This window comes from Paenibacillus sp. FSL R7-0333, assembly GCF_038000365.1.
GTDB classification, from domain to species: domain Bacteria; phylum Bacillota; class Bacilli; order Paenibacillales; family Paenibacillaceae; genus Paenibacillus_AQ; species Paenibacillus_AQ silagei.
The window spans coordinates 1,166,209-1,181,412 of record NZ_JBBOBZ010000001.1 but is presented as its reverse complement, the minus strand read 5'-3'; the positions used below and the strand labels follow the sequence as shown (position 1 = coordinate 1,181,412).

Sequence of the window (15,204 nt, the reverse complement as noted above, 5' to 3'; positions counted from 1 at the left end):
CACCCCGCAGGTTCATGGTACGAACTGCGGTGCGCCACCCTTTTATACTAAGTAGAAAGGAAGTGCCTTCATGGAAGAGATATCGAATGAGGAACAACTGCAATCCATAGCCTCTATACAATCGACAATCCGTAAGCTTGAGAGCGCTTTAACCCAGATGACGCACAGCGGCACCAACACTACTCTGGTTCAGAAACGTCTAAATGCTATGCACATCGGGTTAGCTGTTCTTGACCATGTCTGGAATCAGAAGCCGCTCTCTTATCCCCCTGCCGAGCTGGCAGAAGCCCGCCATGTTCTTCTCGGGTTAATCCCATCCATAGAATCCAGTTATGCTAAGTCTAAGGCCGGGAGCCCTCAGCGGACGCTTTTGGACAGAAGATTGAAGGCGCTCGGACAGGTCATCCAGGCCATGACTCTCTAAGAAGCTAGGCTATAGGGGCTAAGAGTTCCTCCGCCGCCTCCTGCTCCAGCTGGGAATGATACAGCTCAGAGTACCGTCCCTCCGCCGCAAGCAGCTCCTCATGTCCGCCCCGCTCCACAATCTCCCCGTTCTCCATCACCAGGATGACATCGGCATTCTGGATCGTTGAGAGCCGGTGGGCGATTACAAGCGTTGTCTTATCCTTCATCAGCTTGCGGATGGCCTGCTGGACCATTCGTTCTGACTCATTATCAAGTGCCGCCGTAGCCTCATCCAGCAGCAGAATCGGCGCATTTTTGAGCATCGCTCTGGCAATGGACAGCCGCTGCCTCTGACCGCCGGACAACCGGGAGCCATGCTCGCCAATATCCGTGTGTATGCCTTCCGGCAGCTCCGTCACGAACTCGTACGCATTCGCCTGCCGCAACGCCTCGATAATCTCTTCGTCTGACGCACCAGGCTTGCCGCTCTCGATATTATCCCGGATGCTCCCGGAATATAGGCCCGACTCCTGAGGCACATAGGCGAAGTAGCTGCGCAGCTCTGCCAGTGGTATTCCGCTGATCGGACGGCCGTTGATCGCAACCTCACCTGCATCCGTCTGGTAGAAGCCCAGCAGCAGCTTGAACAGGGTGGATTTCCCGCCGCCGCTCGGACCTACTACGGCCATTTGCTGGCCGCGTGCCAGCTCCAGACTGACCTTGTTAAGGCTCTGCTTCTCACTGCCCGGATAGCTAAATGACACCTCTGCGAGCTGAAGCTCCCCGAACCCCGGCAGCTCCGCCTGGACCTCAGGCAGCACCTCAACCTCAGCAGGCGCATCCATCACCTCGAAGATCCGCTCCGCCGCACCCAGCGACTGCTGCATGGAAGCGACCAGGCCCGGCAGGGACGAGAACGGCCCAACCAGATAATTCATCAGCTGAATGAAGGCAATCATCGCCCCGACCTCAAGTCTTCCATTCGCCACGAACCACCCGGCAATCACCAGAGCCAGCAGGAAGGTCAGATTCCCCAGCAAGGAGGAGATCGCTCCGGTGGCTCCTTCGATTCTCGCTTTCTTTTTCTCTCCTGAGGCAATATCCTCACTGTAGCCAACATATTGCTTCTGCAGCCTGCGCTCCATGGAGAATGCCTTGAACACCATACTGCTGCCCAGAATATCGTTCAGAAAAGCCGTAGTCCGGCTCATACTTTCCTGCACCCGCACACTGTTGATGCGCATCGCATTGCCGAAGATTTTACCGGTCAGGAACAGCAGCGGACCGATGGATAGGCAGATCAGCGCCAGCAGCCAGTTAATATAGAGCAGATAGCCGAAGGAGGCTACCGCCAGCAGCGGGTTGCGCAGCAGATCCAGCATCACCTGCCCGCAGGCTTCACCGACCGATTGATTGTCATTCGTGAACCGGGACAACAAATCACCGGAATGATTGCGGTCGAAATAAGACTGCGGCAAGGCCAGCGTATGCCCCATCATGTCCTGACGCAGCTCATTTCTGATTTTGGCCGATACATTGGTCTTGAGATACGCACTGACGAAGGTATTCAATCCCGTAACCAGCAAGAATAGAATCCCGAACCAGGTAAGTCCCTTGAACGCCTCCACATCCAGCCGGACAGCAGCATCCGTAATCCGGGCCAGGAACCAGGCCATCGTAAGATCAAGCACAATACTGAATAACGTCACCAACAGCAACACGGCATAAATCAGCTTATGTCTAAGCATGTATGTACTTAATCTGGCAAAAGCACCTTTCTTTCTCACAACATCAGCTCCTCTTTAGAATTCCGCACCCCGCACCTTGGCATTACCTTCCTGTCATGGAGTTCCCCGTACGGCCCGCGGGTACTTTTGTGGAGAATGCCATCCCCACTGGCACATCGTTTTAGTATAGTACCTCCTTCTCTTTTTGAAAATAAAGAAATATACGCATCATATTCATAAAACTGGAAGTCAGCCCCGTCGTGGGCTCACTCTCTGCGGCTCCGATGCCACTAGTGTACTAGCCCCCTGGAAAGGGCCCCAGCGGCGGGGGGCGGATTCCCGTATCGGTCTTAGGGCTGAAATACATTGTAAGAGTCCTGAAGAAAATGAACGCTGTAGCTTCAAAAGACACTGCGGAGTTATGCGGGATTATGCGAAAATCATCGCCGATGCTTGGTGATTACTTGGGGGAAATATGGGGGAGCGTATTGTATACTTGCACAAAGCATGGTTGGTTAAGAGAGGATGAAGGAATTGTCATGGCCAAAACACATATGGAAGAATCAGCAGAAGAGCAAACAAGGCTGGAAACGCTTAGATTGGCCCGTCTGATTGAGGCTCATGTTACACGTGACGGTACAGCCGAAACACCGATCCAAGGCTTGTATTTCAACCGTTACTCGCAAACGGAACCGTCCGATTACCTGCACACGATGCAGTGGCCGACGGTGGGCATTGCCGCCCAGGGCACCAAAATGATCAAGATCGGCGAAGCCACTTCCGAATACAGCGGATCGCGCATTCTGGTTGCTCCCGTAGCGGTGCCCATCCGCATGCAGACGATTCAGGCAAGCGCTTCGGAACCGTTCCTCGGCGTGGGCGTCTATCTCGATCCGCGCAGAATCGCTGCGCTTATCCCTCAGGTCTTCCCGAACGGCCTGCCGAAGATCGGCAAGCGCAGCGCAAGCTATGTGCTGGAAGGTGAACCGGCCTTGATAGGCGCGGTGACGCGGCTGGTAACGTGCCTGGACGAATTCGGCGACAACGGCCTGCTGGCCTCGCTTGCGGCGGATGAGATTTTCATCCGGCTGCTGCGCAGTCCCATCGGCGTCTATGTCGCCGAGACCGTACTGGCCGGCTCGGATGTCCAGCGCGTCGCCAAAGCGATCGACTGGCTGCGGAGCCACTTCGCCGAATCGCTGAGAATCGCCGAGCTGGCAGACATGGTCCATCTCAGCGAGTCCTCCTTCCGCGAATATTTCAAGTCGGTGACCTCCATGAGCCCGCTCCAGTACCAGAAAGCGCTAAGGCTGCAGGAAGCGCAGCGGCTGATGCTGTCCGGCGGGCGGGATATTACCACGGCGTGCCAACTGGTCGGATATATCAGCGATTCCCAGTTCAGCCGGGATTACAGCCGCTTCTTCGGCAATCCGCCGAGCCGGGATATCGCCAAGTGGAAATCGGGCCTCATCTCCTGAATGCTACCCAGCAAGCCCTCCGATCTTGTCAACGGAGGGCTTTTCCGTTGAATCGGGCAAGAAATCAAGCAGAACAGTCAAATGAAAGGGTATCGGGCCGTCTATACTGATCTTATCCGGATAAGCCAAGCGGCGAAGCGGAAATCATCGTTGGAACAAGCTGCTTTGTACAGGGATTTAGAGGCTTGATTCTATAAGGAGGATACCGGAATGCGGATTTTTGTAACGGGAGCAAGCGGCTTTATCGGGTCGGCAGTGGTCCGGGAACTGCTTGAGGGCGGACATGAAGTGGCCGGGCTGGTACGCTCCAAGGAAGCGGCCGAGCGGCTGGAGGCGGCTGGAACGAGAGCTGTTCGCGGCTCTATTGAGAATACCGAGCTTTTGCGCCGGGAAGCAGCTCAGGCCGATGCTGTTGTGCATACGGCATTCTATCATAAGTTCTCCCATGCCGGCCTGCCGGCAAAACTGCGGATTATGCTGGGCGGAAGTCCGGCCCGTACGCCGGCCCGTTTCATGGCGGCAGCGGTAGAAACAGAACTGCGCGCCATCGAAGCCTTTGGAGCCGTGCTGTCCGGGCGGTCCGGCGCGCTTGTCATCGCGATGCCGACCATGACGCTTACTCCCGGCAGGCTGGCGGCCGAGGATGACCGGGGAGATGCCTCATCCATCGGAGGAGGACGTGTGGCGTCGGAGAACGCCTTGCTGGCGCTGGCCGGGTCAGGCGTCCGGGCGTCGCTGGTGCGTCTGCCGCCAATCGTCTACGGCACGGGCGACCGGGGCGGCCTGTTGCCGAGCCTGATCCGCAGCGCAAGATCCAAAGGCGCGGGCGCCTATATCGGACAAGGCGCCAACCGCTGGCCTGCTGTGCACCGGCTTGACGCAGCGCGTCTGTTCAAGCTGGCTGCCGAGCAGGCTCCCGCCGGCTCGCGGCTGCATGCTGTAGGAGAGGAAGGTGTTCCCTTCAGGCACATAGCCGAGGCGATTGCCCGGCAGGCGAACTTGCCGTCCAAGCAGATCCATAAGGAAGAAGCCGGCTCCTATTTCGGCTGGCTGGGTCCTTTTGCGGCAACCGACAATCCTGTCTCTTCAACGCTTACCCGCGAGCGTTACGGCTGGAGTCCGGTTGAGCGCGATCTGATGGCGGAAATGGAGCATGGTGATTATTTTGCCGGCTCATCGCCCCGCTAAGCGAATTCAAAATGGAGCTTTCCGGGAAGTCAGCACATCCTGACTTTCCGGAAAGCTCCTATTGTGATGTCCGTCAACCCGGACTAGCCTGCCGATCCTACTGTTCAGGACTCCTCCCTATACAGCGGAACCTTCATGCCTGTAACGGCAAGCGTAACCTTCTCCGGCAGAATATAATCCTTGTCCAGATTGATGTCATGCGACATATGTGTGTAGACCGCACGGCGCGGCTGGACCGTCTCCAGCAGATCGGCGGCTTCAGTCATATCATACACAGAGCGGGTGGACAATTCAGCTGCCTCATAATAAAAGCTGGTTCCCAGCACCAGCAGGTCCGCTCCATGCATACGCCTGGTTTCCTCCGTGGTCAGAGAGATCGAGTCCGGGCAGTACACCCAGGCATAGTCCTCCTTCTCCAGCCTGTAGGCATAGGAGTAACCATTCTTGCCATGGTTCACCCGCCATGTGCTAATCTGCCAGCCATCCAGCGTAATGCCGTCATCGCAAGGGATCATGTCGATATGCCCGCTTAGCCACGGGTATTGCCGCTGGATGACGGGAATGACCTCCGCCGGAGCGTACAGCTCTCCCCGGAAGCCCATCCAGCGGCAGCTGTCCGCCCATTCCGGCAGCCCGCCGATATGATCAAAATGCGCATGTGTCACGAGCAGACGCTTCATGGTGCGGTGCCCCTGCAGCTCCATCTGTCTCCGCCAGTCCGGTCCGCAGTCAATCGCCAGGAAGCCGCTGCCGTTATCTATAAGCACAGAAGAACGGAGGCGGTTATTGCGCCCGGTGGTTCTTGCTTCCGTACAGGTCTCACAATCACAGTAGACCCGGGGTACGCCCATGGCATCCCCTGTTCCAAGGAACACTAATGTATCCATATGTCTGCCCACCTCATCGTCTTTTTTCTCGAATATCCGTCAGTTCATTATAGAACAGGAGCCGGTCCTTTGCACCCCGGCCCGTAAGACAGTAAAGAGCTGCCCTTCAGCCTGATCCGGCCGTAGAACAGCTCCCTTAATCCTTCGCACTCCACAATAAGCAGGTGTCTTCTAATCCTCTTCCGTCTCATCTACCCGCCTAGATCCCGGCCAGCACCTGATACCATATGCCCCGCTTGGAGTACAGCGTGGTGCGGACTTCCTCCCAGCCGCCAAGATAGCTAATATCGAACAGCCCGGCAGGAACCGGATACTGACTCTCATGTGCCGCATAGACCTGCTGGTTCACGGGACGGAAGCCGAACTTGGCGAATATCTCCTGCGCCTCAGGCGTCGTCAGATAATCGACCAGCGCTTCTGCGGCTGCACGGGTACCATGCTTATCCGCATACTTATCCACCACGGCCGCAGGATTCTCGATCAGGATCGTATTCTTCGGGATGACCACCTCATACTTCACACCCTCTGCAATCCGCGCCAGCAGCTCATTCTCATAAGTGACGATCACATCGCCTACGCCGTACTCGAAGGCAGCCATGGAGGCCCGCCCGCTTTTATCCAGAGATTCGACGTTCCTGTGTATGCTCTCCAGGAAGGCCTTGGCAGCCGCAGGGTCCTTCGCCCCCTCCTGCTCCTCAGAACGCTTCAGACCGGCCCCGTAGATCGCGTTGATGTCCCACTGGGCACCGCCGGAGGTCTTCGGATTAGGGTAGAGCACCTTCACCCCCGGCTTCGCCAGATCGGCAAAATCATGAATCTCCTTCGGATTGCCCTCCCGCGTCCCCAGGGCCACAACCGACCGCGTCACCATGCCCGCCTCGCCGCCCCGCTGCTTCCAGTCCTTCTCCACAAGGCCCGCCTTGACCAGCTTCCCGACATCGCCTTCCATGGCAAGCAGCGTAACATCCGCCTCGAAGCCGCCGGCAATTGCCCTCGCCTGAGTGCCTGAAGCTTCATAGGACTGCTGGAATACGATCGTTTGACCGGTATCCGCCTTCCACTTCTCCGCGAACCCGGGGAGAATCTCGCCCATGGCATCCTTCACCACGCTGTAGGCACCCACCACAAGCGTTAGATCTCCCTGCGGCGGTGCACCTGCCTCTCCTGCAGCCTGCTGCTCATTCCCGCAGCCGGCAGCGGTCAGGGCGAACACCGCCAGCAGTAAGACCGTCAGCCATCCGTGCAGTTGTCTGCTCCTTCTGATAAGCCACATACCGGCGACACATCCCACTCATTTATTTTTTAGATAAATACAGGCATCGGATCTTTCTTCAGCCCATTCTCCTGAATCCAGCTCCGCTCCTCATTGAACAGGTAGGCGCGGTGTACCAGCACAGATATTTCCTGGCCCGGAGTCAGCGTTTCTTTCTCCAGAGAGCGGTAGGTGACCAGCTTATGTCCATTGATCTCAACCTCCACCAGCCATTCACTGCCGCGGAAATGCAGATGCTTCACAACGCCCTGCTCCGTGGCCGAAGCTATTTTGAATTCATGCAGATGGCCCACCTCAATATATTCCGGACGGATCAGCGCCTTGGTCGGCTTACCGACGCCTGCGTCTTCGAAGCCCTTCAGCTCGGAAGCACTCTCGATCAGCGTCGATTCCCCGATGAAGGTGGCCACGAACGGTGTCTTCGGCTCTTTATAGATATCCCAAGGCGTACCCTTCTGCTCCAGCCGCCCCTGGTTAATGATCATAATCTCATCCGCAACTTCAATAGCCTCATCCTGGTCGTGGGTGACGAAGATTGAGGTGATCCCGACACGTTCGATCAGCTCCCGCAGCCAGGAACGCAGCTCCTGGCGGATCTTCGCATCAATCGCGGCGAACGGCTCATCCAGCAGCAGCAGCTGCGGCTCAGGGGCCAGCGCCCGGGCAAAAGCCACCCGCTGGCGCTGCCCCCCGGACAGCTGATGCGGATACCGGCTCTCGAAGCCCTTCAGTCCGGTAAGCTCCACCAGCTCGGTGACACGGTCACGGATGACTGACTTACTAGCTTTCTTGACTTTCAAGCCGAAGGCGATATTCTCGAACACCGTCATATGCTTGAACAGCGCATAGTTCTGGAAGACAAAGCCGATCTCACGCTCCTGCGGCGGAAGATGGTTCACCGCCCGGCCGTGGAAAATAATCTCGCCGCTGTCCGGCGTCTCAAGGCCCGCCAGCATCCGCAGGATGGAGGTTTTGCCGCCGCCGCTTGGGCCAAGCAGCCCGATCAGATGGCCTTTGGTAATGCCGAAATGGACATCCTTCACCGCATGAAAATCGCCAAAATGCTTATCGAGTCCCCGGACCTCTACATGCATAATTAGTGCCCTCCCTTTCTTCTCTTGCTCCATTCCATAAGCAGCAGCAGTCCTGCGGAGAATGCGGCCAGCACCAGTGCTATCCCGCCCGCAGCCGTAACATTGAAATTCTCGACATCCTGATAGACCAGTGTGGTGGCCGTCTGGGTCCGGTTCATAATATTGCCTGAGACGACGAGCACCGCACCGAACTCACCCAGTGAGCGGGCCACCGTCAGAATCACTCCATAGATGACCGCCCAGCGGATCGAAGGCCAGGTCACCTTCCAGAAGGTCGTCCAGCCATATGCGCCAAGTGTGGACGCGGCCTCTTCCTGCTGGGACCCGATCTCTTGCAGTACCGGCATCACCTCACGCACCATTAGCGGGAACGTGACGAACAGCGTAGCAATCACCATTCCCGGAAAAGCATACACAATCTTCACTCCAATTTGCTCAAACAACGCACCCAGCGCACTGTCCGGCCCGAGCAGCAGAACGATCATCAGCCCGCCGATCACCGGCGATACCGCATAAGGCAGATCCACAATGCTGTTCAGCAGGCTTTTGAGGCGCCGGCCCAGCCAGTTCGCCCGTACCAGATACAGGGCCGTCATGATCCCAAACAGCGTATTCAGCAGCGTCACAACCACTACAACATATCCGGTCATCAGCAGCGCATGCAGCGCCTCGGGCCGGGTCAGGGCGTTCCAGAAGCCGCTCCAGCCTTCGCTGAAGGCCCCCATTGTCATCCTGCCAAGCGGAGCTGCAATCAGGACGAAGAACACGAGATAGGTCAGTCCAATCCACAATCTTCTCATGATCTTCTCCCCCGCATCTGCATGAGGCTGATCAGCCAGAGAATCAGGAAGGATAAGGTCAACAGGATGATCGACACCGCGGCAGCTCCCGCCGGATTATCACTTTCGACCTCTCCGAAAATATAAACAGAAGACACCAGCGTTCGCCCCGGAATATTGCCTGCCACGAGAACTACCGCACCGAATTCAGCGAGCGCCCGCGAGAAGGCCAGCATCCCGCCGCCGATCATGCCAGGTGCCATAGACGGCAAGATCACCTGTAGGAAGACCCTGCTTGGCTTCGCTCCCATCGTATAGGCTGCCTCTTCTTCCGAAGCGTCCAGCTCCTCCAGCAGCGGCTGCACCGCCCGGATGACGAAGGGGAATGTGACGAAGACCATGGCAATCACAATGGCAGGCTGGTGAAAAACAATCGTGAAGCCCAGCGATTCCGCAAGGCCCCCAATCAGGCTTCCCGGGCCCAGCAGCAGCAGAATCATCAGTCCGCCCACCGCAGTTGGCAGGGCAAACGGGAGATCAACAAGGCTGTTCAGCAGCGCCCTGCCCCGGAACTTATAACGGATAAGGACCCAGGCGATCATCGTGCCCAGCAGCACATTCGTAAGAGCCGCAATGACCGCCAGTTTGAGTGTTAACAGGACCGACTTCCAGGCAATCGGATCGCTCACACTTTCAGTGAAGCTTCCGAGCCCGGATGAGAATGAATTGTAATAGACCCCAAGGATCGGCAGCACAATCAGAATGACGAAATACAGTACAACCGTTGATCTAAATCCCCAGGTCCAGCCCTTGTGCCTGATCAGCGAATTCAATGGTCAACCTCCCACCTCCGGATAACCGGTCGGTATACTCGACTTTAAGGTTTGATTATTCCTATTAATATACTTGGTTTAAAGTTATTCCTACTTTACCAAATACCGCTTGCTGCCGTCAATTACTTTGTTAGTTTTTGGGTTAAAGTATAAGTAGCACTTGTTATATCCAAACCAGAGAGGGGCTGTTCATGATGCTGCATACTATGGAGATCACCACCAGCAAACGGGATGAAATGCGGGATATTACCCGCGAGGTTCAGGCTTATGTGAAGAATAGCGGAGTTCTTAACGGACTGCTGATTGTCTATTGTCCGCACACCACCGCAGGGATTGCGATTAACGAGAACGCCGATCCTGATGTGAAGCGCGATGTGTTGATGCGTCTGGAAGAGGTCTATCCTTGGGAGCATCCTAAATACCGCCATGCGGAGGGCAATACGGCTTCCCACCTGAAATCCATTACGGCCGGTCCTTCGCAGACCCTAATTATTCATGAAGGGGCTGTGCTGCTGGGCCGCTGGCAGGGCATCTATTTTTGCGAGTTCGATGGTCCAAGGCAACGCCAGTGCCACCTCAAAATTATGGAAGGCTAGCACTGCCTGCCCTTGTAGAAGAGCAGCAACGCATGAACCGCGAAGCTGCTCTCTATACAATTTATAGTTCCTGTAACACTTTCACCATGCAAAGTTATACCAATGCAACGCTCTAAAGTACGAACTGTTAAAAAAAACAGCTTTTTATAAACTGCGGCTTAATACCTTGACATGTGTCAGGGCAGCTTGCTTCACATCTTCGAACAACACTTTATCCTGGATATAATACGAAATAAATCCGTGAGCAGACAGGAATAAGGTCAGCGGAACGTTCTGCCAGTCCTCCGTTACATATCCCTCTTCCTTCATATGACGGCGGACAATGCTCGCAAACAACTCGAAACATCGGCCCTGTTCTGCCCGGCAATACGCCAGCAGCTCTTCGTCGCGGATCATAAACATGATCTCATACTGATACGGATGGTCCAGCCCGAACCGGATGAACTCCATAATCAGCTGCTCCACCCGGGTCATTCCCTCTTCGGGCGGAGTGGTCATAGCTTGATTCAGAAGCGAAGCCACATGATTGAAATCCTCAACGACAATGGCGTAGAAGAGTTCGGCTTTCTCTTTGAAATGGTAATACAGGGAGCCGTGGCTGTAACCCAGGTGCTGACCAATGCTGCGCATCGAAATGGCACGGTACCCTTTGGTGATGAAAAGATGCCTCGCCGCCTCCAGAATTCTTTCTCTCGACAACTCCTGTTCCACTGCTCTTCTTGCCATAATCTATTCCCCTTCGCTGTAGTAAAGCCGCCGCCCTTCCGTAACGAGGGATTGCCCCTCCGTAAGATCGGTTATCCATGCGATAAATGCGTCACCTTCATCATTGCGCGGAAGACACAGCAGTGTAACTTTATCCGTAAACAAAGTCTCTCCGGTCTCAATATTCCGGCCCCGCAGTGCATTCTCCACCTTGCCCAGCCAAGTGTACTCGATTTCCACGAATACCTCCCGCCTCAGCACACGTGTAATGACCTCTCCGGCCGCAAGCGCCAGTACAGCGCCATCGGTATAGGCCCGGATCAGCCCGCCTGCACCCAGCATAATGCCTCCGAAATAACGGGTAACAACAATAGCGACATTCTTCACCTGTTGGCTGCGGATTACTTCCAAAATCGGTTTCCCGGCCGTTCCACTCGGTTCCCCGTCATCCGACTGTCTCTGGATCTCATCCCTCTCCCCGATCATATAAGCAGAGCAGTTATGCGTAGCATTCCAGTGCTGCTTCTTGATCGAATCGATAAATTGCACAGCTTCTTCCTCGTTCTCCACCGGCATAACATGCCCGATAAAGCGTGATTTACGGATTACGACCTCCCGCGAGCCGGGGGTACGTACCGTCCGGTATTGTTCCAGCATTGTTGTCCATTCCTTACTCTACATGTGATGACTTGATATATATTAGGAGCAGCCCTGGTAGTGGTTACCTATGGACTGCTCCCTGATGACTTACATTAGGTTGAATGATCTGCGGTTAGAGTGGGACTATTCGGTAAGTCTTGCTTCCAGTTCTGCCTTTTCTTTCTCGTAGCCTGGTTTGCCCAGCAGTGCGAACATGTTCTTCTTATAGGCTTCAACACCCGGCTGGTCGAACGGATTCACACCCAGCAGGTATCCGCTGATCCCGCAAGCCTTCTCGAAGAAGTACACCAGATAGCCAAAAGTATAAGGCGTCTGGTCAGGAATGGTAACGATCAGGTTCGGCACCTGCCCATCGGTATGCGCCAGCATAGTTCCCTGGAATGCCTTCTTATTCACGAAGTCCATGGTCTGGCCGGTCAGGAAGTTGAGGCCATCCAGATCGTCCGGATCATTCTCGATCGTTACATGATGCTGTACCTTCTCCACTTGAATAACCGTCTCGAAGATGTTGCGGTTACCCTCCTGAATGAATTGGCCCATGGAGTGCAGGTCAGTCGAGAAGTCCACCGAAGACGGATAGATTCCCTTGAAGTCCTTGCCTTCACTTTCGCCGTACAGCTGCTTCCACCATTCAGAGACAAAGTGCAGGGACGGCTCGTAGTTCACGAGGATTTCTGTCGTCTTGCCTTTGCGGTAGAGCGCATTACGTACTGCAGCATATTGATAGCTCTGGTTCGTAGCCACATCGGGGTTGTTGAACTCATCGGCTGCGGCTGCGGCCCCTTGCATCATTTCTTCAATGTTAATTCCCGCTACGGCGATAGGCAGAAGGCCTACCGGTGTCAGTACGGAATAACGTCCGCCTACATCATCTGGGATAATGAACGACTCATAGCCTTCTTCGTTAGCCAGCTTCTTGAGTGCGCCCTTCTCCTTATCTGTTGTAGCGTAGATCCGTTTGCGTGCTTCTTCCTTGCCGTATTTCTTCTCCAGTGCTGCGCGGAAGATACGGAAAGCAATAGCAGGCTCGGTAGTTGTACCAGATTTGGAGATTACATTCACGGAGAAGTCTTTGCCTTCTACCAGGTCAAGCAGATGTGTGATGTAGGTAGAGCTGATGTTATTACCGGCAAAATAAACCTCCGGTGTCTTGCGCTTGTCCTTGGACAGGTTATTGTAGAAGGAATGCGAAAGCGCCTCAATAGCTGCGCGTGCCCCCAGATAAGAGCCGCCGATACCAATCACGATCAGCACTTCGGAATCACTCTGAATCTTCTTGGCGGCCTGCTGAATGCGGGCGAACTCTTCCTTGTCATAAGCTGTAGGGAGATCAATCCAGCCCAGGTAATCGGAGCCTGCTCCGCTCTTGTTATGCAATTGTTCGTGGGCCAGCTTCACCGGAGCGGCGAAGTAGTCGATCTCGGTCTGGCTGAAGAAGGAAAGGGCTTTGGTGTAGTCAAAATTAATCTTCTTGGACATCGGTAATGGTAGCCTCCTGTTTATCTCTTTAGATTTGACACCGTGTGTTGCAACATTATAATCTAGAATACTTTAATTTGCCTTGACTGGCAAGGTCTTAAGGCATATCCCCGGCTTTCCGAACCCTGTTTATGAAAAAATAACTGAAAGCGGTTACCAAGCAGACAAGCAGACCTGTTCTGTGGAACAGGCCGTAACCTTCTGATAGAATGAAGGCAAACTTAGTTTCTATAATATGATCTCAGGAAAGCAAAGGTGGAATTGAAATGAAGCACATCGGCTTTATCGGACTCGGAACAATGGGAGCACCTATGGCGTCGAACCTGCTGCGAAGCGGCTTTGAGGTTACGGTGTACAACCGTACAGCAGAGAAATGCAAACCTTTGGAACAGGAAGGTGCGAAGACAGCCGCCACACCGCAGGCAGCAGCGGAAGGCAAGGATGTTATTATTACCATGATCAGCAACGATGATTCGATCCGTGAAGTCTTCTACGGTGACCATGGCATTCTCGCCACCCTTCAGCCGGGAACAACCGTAATCGATTCCAGCACCATCTCCCCCGGCCTTGCAAAGGAGATCGCCACTGAAGTAGAAGCACGGGGCGGCAGCTTCCTTGATGCCCCTGTAACCGGCAGCAAGCCGGCAGCTATCGACGGCACACTGGTCTTCATGGTCGGCGGACATGCCGAAGTGATTGAGAAACACCGGGATCTCTTCGACTCTATGGGCCGTCTGCTGCTGCATATGGGCGCTAACGGCAGCGGCGCTGTAGCCAAGCTGGCTCACAATGCCATGGTCGGCATTCACAATGTCGCGCTCGCTGAGGGCTTCTCCATTGCGGTGAAGTCCGGGGTACCCGCAGATAAGTTCCTGGAGCTGGTGAAGAACGGATCAGCAGGCAGCAAGCAGGCCGAGCTGAAGGGCCAGAAGATCATTGATAACGACTTCAGCAACCAGTTCTCCCTTGCCCTGATGCTCAAGGATCTCAAGCTGGCTTCCTCGCTCAGTGATTCCACCGGCGTCCCTTCCCCTATGCTCGGCGTAGCCAAGAGCCTGTTCCAGGCAGGCTTCAACCACGGCTACGGCGACGAGGACCTGTCCGCGGTGGTCAAATCCTACGAAGACTGGATCGGGAAGAAGATCGGCGAAGGTAACTAATGTAACGGCGACTTTTCAGAATCTGTTTATGATGGTGTTTCACACACTATTGTAAACAGGGGAGGTAGTTTCAATGCTGACCTTTGAACTCGCCCGGCCACAAGATGCGGCCATGTTGGCGGATGTACAAAAAAGAACCTTCGATGATGATGCCAGCCGATATCAGGATAAAGAGAAGGATGGCCCTCCCGGTTATGATTCGGTGCCCTGGCAGGCGGAACAAATGCAGCAGGGCCATTACTACAAGCTTCTGAAAGACGGTGGAATTGTCGGCGGGATGATAATCTTCCCGTCGCCCACAGAAGAGGAATGTCATCTGGGCCGGATTTTTATCGATCCGCTCTACCAGAATCAAGGCTTCGGGCATGAAGCTTTGCATTTCTTATTGGCTAAGTACCCTAGGGCTACGCGCTGGACGCTGGATACCCCTTCGTGGGCCGTCCGGAACCATCACTTCTATGAGAAGCACGGCTTCGTCCGTACCGGAGAGATCTATGATGCGGAGAGCAGCCAGAGCATCTGGGAATATGAGGGGACAGGTCCGCTGGCAGAGGCAGGCTGCTAAGAACAGAATCACTTTACCGAGCGAATCATGCTAATGGACCATGTGCCGACGCCCAGCCTATTGTGTTCGGTTTTCCGCATACATTCTGCATATGTAACTCGTAATCAGGGCGCAGCCAGGCAGTATCGGCTGCGCCCTTTTACTATGCGAGCATGGTCTTCTTGTCAGGAGTGAGAACGCAAAAGTACCGGTGATTTAATCACCGGTACGAGAAGTTTATTTTACAGTACGTATACAAAAAAACATACGTTTTCCTTGCGTTAACTATAAAATTAATATAGCACAGAAATGTCAACATAACAAGCATTTTTATGGAAAATGAAGAAAATAAATGATTCTCCCCCTGTCAGCCTGGCAGCAAGGATCAAGAAGGCG

The 15,204-nt window shown here is 54.7% G+C and carries 15 protein-coding genes; 6 read left to right on the top strand and 9 right to left on the bottom strand.

Annotation, left to right across the window (positions count from 1 at the left end; all coding sequences use genetic code 11):
• Positions 1-70: 70 nt before the first annotated feature.
• On the top strand, positions 71-424 hold the full coding sequence (locus MKY86_RS04995; RefSeq protein ID WP_076082493.1) for a hypothetical protein: 354 nt from the start codon (positions 71-73) through the stop codon (positions 422-424).
• A 4-nt stretch (positions 425-428) separates the two neighbouring features.
• Here MKY86_RS04995 and MKY86_RS04990 read toward each other — a convergent pair whose 3' ends face one another.
• Entirely contained in the window at positions 429-2,192 is a 1,764-nt protein-coding gene (locus MKY86_RS04990; protein ID WP_076082490.1) for an ABC transporter ATP-binding protein, read from the bottom strand.
• A gap of 479 nt (positions 2,193-2,671) precedes the next feature.
• On the opposite strand from MKY86_RS04990, the gene MKY86_RS04985 reads away from it, so the two are divergent.
• A complete protein-coding gene (locus MKY86_RS04985; RefSeq protein ID WP_076082488.1) occupies positions 2,672-3,610 on the top strand; it encodes an AraC family transcriptional regulator in 939 nt (312 codons plus the stop codon).
• Between the two features lie 210 nt (positions 3,611-3,820).
• Complete coding sequence (locus tag MKY86_RS04980) at positions 3,821-4,798, top strand: SDR family oxidoreductase (protein ID WP_076082485.1); 978 nt, start codon at positions 3,821-3,823, stop codon at positions 4,796-4,798.
• Between the two features lie 104 nt (positions 4,799-4,902).
• Here the strand turns inward: MKY86_RS04980 and MKY86_RS04975 are convergent, their stop codons facing one another.
• The 5 genes from MKY86_RS04975 to cysT form a co-directional block, all read right to left on the bottom strand.
• Positions 4,903-5,685, bottom strand: coding sequence for an MBL fold metallo-hydrolase (locus MKY86_RS04975; protein ID WP_076082483.1), 783 nt, complete (start codon positions 5,683-5,685; stop codon positions 4,903-4,905).
• Positions 5,686-5,884: 199 nt separating this feature from the next.
• The gene (locus MKY86_RS04970; protein WP_076082480.1) at positions 5,885-6,958 is read right to left on the bottom strand and encodes a sulfate ABC transporter substrate-binding protein; all 1,074 of its coding nucleotides are present in this window, start codon (positions 6,956-6,958) and stop codon (positions 5,885-5,887) included.
• 29 nt (positions 6,959-6,987) lie between these two features.
• Complete coding sequence (locus tag MKY86_RS04965) at positions 6,988-8,052, bottom strand: sulfate/molybdate ABC transporter ATP-binding protein (RefSeq protein ID WP_076082478.1); 1,065 nt, start codon at positions 8,050-8,052, stop codon at positions 6,988-6,990.
• A gap of 2 nt (positions 8,053-8,054) precedes the next feature.
• Complete coding sequence (locus MKY86_RS04960; RefSeq protein WP_076082476.1) at positions 8,055-8,852, bottom strand: sulfate ABC transporter permease subunit; 798 nt, start codon at positions 8,850-8,852, stop codon at positions 8,055-8,057.
• Positions 8,849-9,664, bottom strand: coding sequence for a sulfate ABC transporter permease subunit CysT (cysT, locus tag MKY86_RS04955; protein ID WP_036727564.1), 816 nt, complete (start codon positions 9,662-9,664; stop codon positions 8,849-8,851). Before cysT ends, MKY86_RS04960 begins: the two co-directional genes overlap by 4 nt.
• Positions 9,665-9,858: 194 nt before the next feature.
• On the opposite strand from cysT, the gene MKY86_RS04950 reads away from it, so the two are divergent.
• Positions 9,859-10,260 (top strand): secondary thiamine-phosphate synthase enzyme YjbQ, encoded by a 402-nt coding sequence (locus MKY86_RS04950; RefSeq protein WP_076082526.1) that lies wholly within the window; start codon positions 9,859-9,861, stop codon positions 10,258-10,260.
• Positions 10,261-10,404: 144 nt separating this feature from the next.
• Here MKY86_RS04950 and MKY86_RS04945 read toward each other — a convergent pair whose 3' ends face one another.
• From MKY86_RS04945 to MKY86_RS04935, 3 genes are all read right to left on the bottom strand, one after another.
• Positions 10,405-10,986 (bottom strand): TetR/AcrR family transcriptional regulator, encoded by a 582-nt coding sequence (locus tag MKY86_RS04945; protein WP_076082473.1) that lies wholly within the window; start codon positions 10,984-10,986, stop codon positions 10,405-10,407.
• Between the two features lie 3 nt (positions 10,987-10,989).
• Positions 10,990-11,622: a YigZ family protein gene (locus MKY86_RS04940; RefSeq protein ID WP_076082470.1), complete on the bottom strand. Its 633-nt coding sequence runs from the start codon at positions 11,620-11,622 to the stop codon at positions 10,990-10,992.
• Between the two features lie 126 nt (positions 11,623-11,748).
• Entirely contained in the window at positions 11,749-13,104 is a 1,356-nt protein-coding gene (locus tag MKY86_RS04935) for a glucose-6-phosphate isomerase (RefSeq protein ID WP_036700477.1), read from the bottom strand.
• A gap of 260 nt (positions 13,105-13,364) precedes the next feature.
• On the opposite strand from MKY86_RS04935, the gene MKY86_RS04930 reads away from it, so the two are divergent.
• Positions 13,365-14,264, top strand: a complete 900-nt coding sequence (locus MKY86_RS04930; protein WP_340827765.1) for an NAD(P)-dependent oxidoreductase — start codon at positions 13,365-13,367, stop codon at positions 14,262-14,264.
• Between the two features lie 73 nt (positions 14,265-14,337).
• On the top strand, positions 14,338-14,829 hold the full coding sequence (locus MKY86_RS04925; RefSeq protein WP_076082465.1) for a GNAT family N-acetyltransferase: 492 nt from the start codon (positions 14,338-14,340) through the stop codon (positions 14,827-14,829).
• The last annotated feature ends 375 nt before the right edge of the window (positions 14,830-15,204 follow it).